3 protein-coding genes and 1 pseudogene are annotated in these 6,088 nt (G+C 76.8%); all 4 read right to left on the reverse strand.

Annotated elements, in window-relative coordinates; all coding sequences use genetic code 11:
• Positions 1-682, reverse strand: a 682-nt coding sequence (locus EF903_RS34380) for a patatin-like phospholipase family protein (RefSeq protein WP_260615989.1), incomplete at its 3' end; no start/stop codon positions are given.
• A 1,384-nt stretch (positions 683-2,066) separates the two neighbouring features.
• Positions 2,067-2,478: pseudogene (locus EF903_RS27145) on the reverse strand (VOC family protein).
• Between the two features lie 111 nt (positions 2,479-2,589).
• Positions 2,590-4,593, reverse strand: a complete 2,004-nt coding sequence (recQ, locus tag EF903_RS27150; RefSeq protein WP_125547523.1) for a DNA helicase RecQ — start codon at positions 4,591-4,593, stop codon at positions 2,590-2,592.
• A gap of 74 nt (positions 4,594-4,667) precedes the next feature.
• Positions 4,668-6,008: an MFS transporter gene (locus tag EF903_RS27155; RefSeq protein WP_125547525.1), complete on the reverse strand. Its 1,341-nt coding sequence runs from the start codon at positions 6,006-6,008 to the stop codon at positions 4,668-4,670.
• Positions 6,009-6,088: the final 80 nt, after the last annotated feature.

Genomic DNA, 6,088 nt, shown 5'->3' on the forward strand with positions numbered 1-6,088 from the left:
GGACGGGTTGCAGGAACAGCAGCCACCGCTCGGCGGGGCGGACCGCGGGGGCCGCGGCGATGGCCCGCACGGCCCAGGCGACGGGAATGTTGTCGAGCACTCCCCCGTCGACGAGCTCCACGCAGCCGTCCAGGTCGGGGTCCGGGTGGCCCGTCTCGCTGCTGACGCCGCGCATGTCGATCGCGCGGGGGTCGGCGGAGGCCAGCTGCGATCCGGGGCCGACGTACACCCGGGCGGGTTCGAAGGCGCCCGGGAAGGACGACGAGGCGCGCGCCGCGTACGCCAGCCGGGCGAGGGCGGCGTCGCGGGCGGTCCCGGTGGACTCGTCCGGGAAGTCGGTCAGGCCGGCCCGGTGGCGGAACCGGAAGTAGGCCTGCGAGCGGCCGACGGGCAGCGGCGCGCCCAGGGTGGGCCGCACCCGGTCCGGCCGGGGCCGCAGCCGGGTCGCGGTCAGCATCAGCCGCAGCGAGGCGGGCGGCTTCCAGCCGGGCGGCGCCTGGTCGACGAGCCGGCCGAGGGCGGTGCACAGCTCCTGGTGGAAGACGGCGTCCCCGCGCAGCAGCGAATCGGGCACGAAGAACGGCCGCGACCGCCGCAGCAGCCCTTCCAGGTCCCCCACCCGCAGCCAGAGATCGCGTACGCCCCGCCCGAACGGCATCCCGTAGACGAGGTGGCAGGCCATGAGCACCCCGTTGAGCCCACCGGCACTCGTGCCGGCAAGCACATCGATGCCGACATGCCGATACCCGCAGGCCGCCAGCATGCCCCGGTACACCTCCTGCCCGCCGGCGCCCGGCGGGCCCCCGGCCGCGGCGCCGCCCGCGGCGGCGGGAGCACCCGGGAGGAAGTCGTCGCCGTCGGCGGGGCCGGCGCCCGGACCGGAGGAGCCGACCTCCGCGGTACCGGCAGCAGGGTGGGGCGACCCGGCCGGGGCAGGGGGCGCGTACGGGCGCGCGGCGCCGCCCGCGGCGACGCGCCCGCCCGAGGCGGTGCAACCGCCTGCATCGACGCCGAGGGAACCGCTTGCGCCGGCAGGACCCGAACCGCCCGGCGCACCCGGCGCACGCGGCTCTCCCGGCTCTCCCGGCGGGCTGTCGGCCGCCCTACGGCCTCCCGGGCTGCCGGGGCCACCCGACGAACTGCGCTCACCCGGGGCAGCGGGGCCGCCCGGGGCATCCGGGGCACCTGGGGCACCTGGGGCACCTGGGGCACCTGGGGCGAGCCGACCCCCTGCATCCAGGCCACCGGCCCTGCCCGGCCCGGCCGCGCCGTCCGGCGCCCCCGGGCGGACCGCGCTCCCCGCGCTCCCCGCCCTACCCGCAGCCTCCGCGCCGGGCGGCATGTCCGGCTCGTACGGCCCCTCCGCGTCGCCCGCCGGTCCACCCTGCCGACCCGCGGCATCGGCGGCGGGCGGCCGGGCGCCTTCGCGGCCCTGCGGGCGTCGGCCGGGAGCCGCAGCCCGCAGAGCCGCGGCCTCACAACACGCCCCGCCCATCCACACGGCGAGGCTGACGCCTCCGCGCATCGCCAGGGCGAGGCGCAGCTCCGAGGCGGCCCGGCCCGGGGGGTCGTCGCTCATGAACTCAGCTTGGCCCGGGATCGAGCGCCCCGCACCCGGGCGACCCGCGCACCTCGGGCGGGCATCACGGGCCGGCGGAAGTCGCCTCGCAGGCAGGCGGTTTGGCCGGCGGGGCGCCCTGCGAAGCGCCCGTCCGGCGGGCTCCCGCTCCCGCGGGCGGAGGACTCGTCCCGGAGTGCGCCGCGCTCCGCCAAGCAGCCCGCCGCCGGGGCTCGATGCCCGCCGGGACGGACTTCCGTCGCCGGCACCCACCACGCGACCCGGAGCGGAGCGGCGCGCATCCCGGGCGGTGAGCCCTCTCGGACCGGTCAACCCGGCTCCCGGCCCAAGGAGATTGACCCACCGTCAACGGTGGGAGGGTGTGGCGCCGGATCCGGGCGCCCGCCCCGTCCCCACCGGGCGCGGCCCGAACACCCCGGCCGGGCCTGGGGGGCAGCGCGCGCGGGGCGCGGCCGTGCAGGCGGCAGGGCCGCGGCTTCGAGGACGTCTACCGTCCGGTACCGCCGGACCGGTGCAGCTTGAGCGGGTCCCAGCGGTTGCCGTGCAGGTCCCGGAAGACGGCGACCGTGCCGTACGGCTCCCGGCGGGGTGCCTCCTCGAACACGACGCCGGCCGCCGGCATCCGTGCGTGGTCGCGTTCGCACGCGTCGGGGGTGGGGAACCACCCGACCCGGCCGCCGGTCGGGTTCTCCGATACGGTCCTCCCGGCCGCCGGTCGCCACCCTCGCCAGGAGCAGGGCCGTCTCCCGGGCACCGGGCGGGGAGACGGCCACCCACCGCTTGTCGTCGTCGATCCGGGTGTCTTCCCGGAGCTCGAACCCGAGGACGTCCCGGTGGAAGGCGATGGCTTCGTCGTAGTCACGTACGACCAGGGTCACCGGTCCGGGGCATGAGGCGATCCTGCCGGCAAGGCCCGCCGACGCGCCATCCCGCCGGGCCCGGCTAGGCCCAGCCGGCCCAGCCCAGCCCAGCCCGGCGAGCCATCCTGGGCCCCTCCCCCGGGGCTCGGCCTACTCCCAGTCGTCCCAGGGCGGGTCGATCTCCTCCGGGTCGAAGGGGGGTTCCTCGTCCAGCGGGGGCTCGTCGTCGCGAGACGGGCGGGCTGCGGGGGTCGGGGTCCGGGCCGGGGCCGGGGGCTCTGCGGCAGCCGGGGCCGCCGCGGACAGGGTGGCCAGGGTCGCCAGGATGCCTTCCGCGTACTTGGCCAGCTTCGCCTCGCCCACGCCGCCCACCGTGCCCAGTTCCGCCGTGGTCGCGGGAAGGCGGGTGGCGATCTCCCGCAGCGTCGCGTCGTGGAAGACGACGTACGCCGGGACGCCCTGCTCGCGGGCGGTCTCGGCACGCCAGGTCCGCAGGGCCTCGAAGACGGGGACCGCGGCGGCCGGGAGGTCGACCGGTACGCGCGCGCCCTTGCTGCCGCGGCTTGCGGAGTCCTTGCGGGCCTGGCCGCCGGCCGGCGCCTTCTCCTTGCGCAGGTGGACGCTCCGGCGGCCGCCGAGGACCTCCCCGCTGGCCTCGGTCAGGACGAGCGTCCCGTACTCGCCCTCGACGGCGAGCAGGCCGAGGGCCAGCAGCTGGCGGACGACGCCGCGCCATTCGGCCGTGCCGAGGTCCGCCCCGACGCCGAAGACGGACAGCTGGTCGTGGTCGAACTGGATGACCTTGGCGGTCTTCTTGCCCTGGAGGATGTCGATGATCTGGCCGGCGCCGAACTTCTGCCGCCGCTCGCGGGCGAGCCGCCACACGGTGGACAGGAGTTTCTGCGCGGCGACCGTGCCGTCCCAGGACTCGGCGGGGGTCAGGCAGGTGTCGCAGTTCCCGCAGGGACCGGACTCCTGGCCGAAGTAGGCGAGCAGCCGGACCCGGCGGCAGTCGACGGTCTCGCACAGGGCGAGCATGGCGTCGAGGTGGGCGGTCAGCGAGCGGCGGTGGGCGTCGCCGCCCTCCGATCCCTCGATCATCTTGCGCTGCTGGACGACGTCCTGGAGCCCGTACGCGAGCCAGGCGGTGGCGGGTTCGCCGTCGCGGCCGGCGCGGCCGGTCTCCTGGTAGTAGCCCTCCAGCGACTTCGGCAGGTCGAGGTGGGCGACGAAGCGCACGTCCGGCTTGTCGATGCCCATGCCGAACGCGATCGTCGCCACGACGACGACGCCCTCCTCGCGCAGGAACCGGGACTGGTTGGCGGCGCGGGTCGCGGCGTCCATGCCGGCGTGGTAGGCGATGGCGTCGATGCCGTGCTCCACGAGGAACGCCGCGGTCTTCTCCACGGAGGACCGCGAGAGGCAGTAGACGACGCCGGCGTCCCCCTCGTGCTCGCTGCGGATCAGGTCCAGGAGCTGCTTGAGCGGGTTGTTCTTCCCGGCGATCCGGTACTGGATGTTGGGCCGGTCGAAGCTCGCGACGAAGTGCCGGGCGCCCTCCAGGCCGAGCCGCGTGGCGATCTCGGCGTGCGTCGCCGGGGTGGCGGTGGCGGTCAGGGCGATCCGCGGGACGTCGGGCCAGCGCTCGTGGAGCATCGACAGCGCGAGGTAGTCGGGGCGGAAGTCGTGGCCCCACTGGGCGACGCAGTGTGCCTCGTCGATGGCGAAGAGGGAGACCTCGCCCTGGTCGAGGAGGCGCTGCGTGCCCTCGGTGCGGAGCCGTTCGGGGGCGAGGTAGAGGAGGTCGAGCTCGCCGGCGAGGAAGAGCTGCTCGACGGTGCGCCGCTCGTCGATGCCCTGGGTGGAGTTCAGGAAGCCGGCCCGGACGCCGAGCGCCGTCAGTGCGTCGACCTGGTCCTGCATGAGGGCGATCAGCGGGGAGACCACCACGCCGGTGCCGCGCCGGACCAGGGCCGGGATCTGGTAGCAGAGCGACTTGCCGCCGCCGGTGGGCATCAGCACGAGGGCGTCGCCGCCGCCGACGACGTGCTCGATGATCTGCTGCTGCTCGCCGCGGAACGAGTCGTACCCGAAGACGCGGTGGAGCACCTCCAGGGCGGCGCTGGTCTCGGGGGTCGCGTCCGTAAGGGTCATGACGGGCAGCCTACCGACCCGCGGGGACACCGTGCTGCGGCCTGTGGAAAACCCCGGCGGGCGGAACCCCCGGCTCAGTGGCCGTGGCGGGGGGCGAGGAGGCGGTGCAGGCGGCCCGTCCCCGCGGCCGCCGCCACGGGGACGGGCGTGGGCTCGCGGGCGGCGTCCGCGGCGGGCTCCGGGGACGGCTGTGCGGCAGGGCACCACAGTGCGGCGGCGGCGAGCACGGAGCCGGCGGCGAGCACCCCGAGGACGGCGGCGGCCGCGGTCAGGCCGGCGGCGGCCCCGACCCAGCCGGCCAGGGGGTACGCCAGCAGCCAGCCGGCGTGGGAGAGGGAGAACTGTGCGGCGAAGGCCTCGGTGCGCCGCCCGGCCGGGACCGCCCGGCGCACCAGGCGGCCCGCCGGGGTGAGCACCGCGGACCCGGCGGCGCCGAGCGCCGCCCACGCGGCGAGCAGCGCGGGCCAGGAGAAGGGCCCGGGTCCGGCGGCGGTCAGGCCGCCGGCCGCGGCGAGGACGGCGGCGAGGGCGGCTCCGCCGCGCAGCATCACGGTGCGGTCGGCCACGCGGTCGAGGAGGCGTGGCAGGGCGAGGGCGACGACCATGGAGCCGGCCCCGTAGGCGCCGAGCGCGAGGGCGACGTCGCCCGTGCCGCGGCCCAGCAGGTCGCGGACGTAGACGACGGTGTTGACGGCGACGAGGGAGCCGGCGGCGGCGACGGCGAGGTTCAACAGGAGCAGGGCCCGCAGGGACGGGGCGGCGAGGATGAGGCGCACGCCGGCGGCGACGCGGGCGTGCGCGTGCCCGGCGTGCCGGCCGTCCCCGGCTGAGGCGGTGTCGGCCGCGGGGCGCGGTACGGCGGCGGAGAGGACGAGTGCGGCGGAGGCGAGGAATCCGGCGACGGTCCCGAGGAAGAGGCGGTCGTAGGTGGTGACGGCGAGGAGGGCGGCGGCCAGGGCGGGGCTGAACAGGCTCTCCAGGTCGTAGGCGAGACGGGAGAGGGAGAGGGCGCGGGTGTAGTCGCGCTCGTCGGGCAGGACGTCGGGTATCACCGCCTGGAAGGTGGGGGTGAACGCGGCGGAGGCCGCCTGGAGCAGGAAGACCAGCAGGTAGACCTGCCAGACGCGGTCGACGAACGGCAGCGAGAGGGCGACGGCGGCACGGGCGAGGTCGGAGCCGGCCATGAGGGCGCGGCGCGGCAGCCGGTGCGCGAGCGCGCCGACGGCGGGCGCGACGGCGACGTACGCCACCATCTTGATCGCCAGGGCGGTGCCGAGGACGGATCCGGCGCGGGGCCCGGCGAGGTCGTGGGCGAGGAGTCCGAGGGCGACGGTGGCCAGGCCGGTGCCGGTGAGGGCGACGACCTGGGCGGCGAACAGGTGCCGGTAGGCGCGGTTGCGCAGGACCGGGAACATGCGGGTGCCTTCCGCTCGGCGGGACGGGCTCTCCCCACCACCGTAGCGTCATGTGCGCAGATGCGCACATGACGCTACGG

This window comes from Streptomyces sp. WAC05292 (genome assembly GCF_003949955.1).
Lineage (GTDB): Bacteria > Actinomycetota > Actinomycetes > Streptomycetales > Streptomycetaceae > Streptomyces > Streptomyces globosus.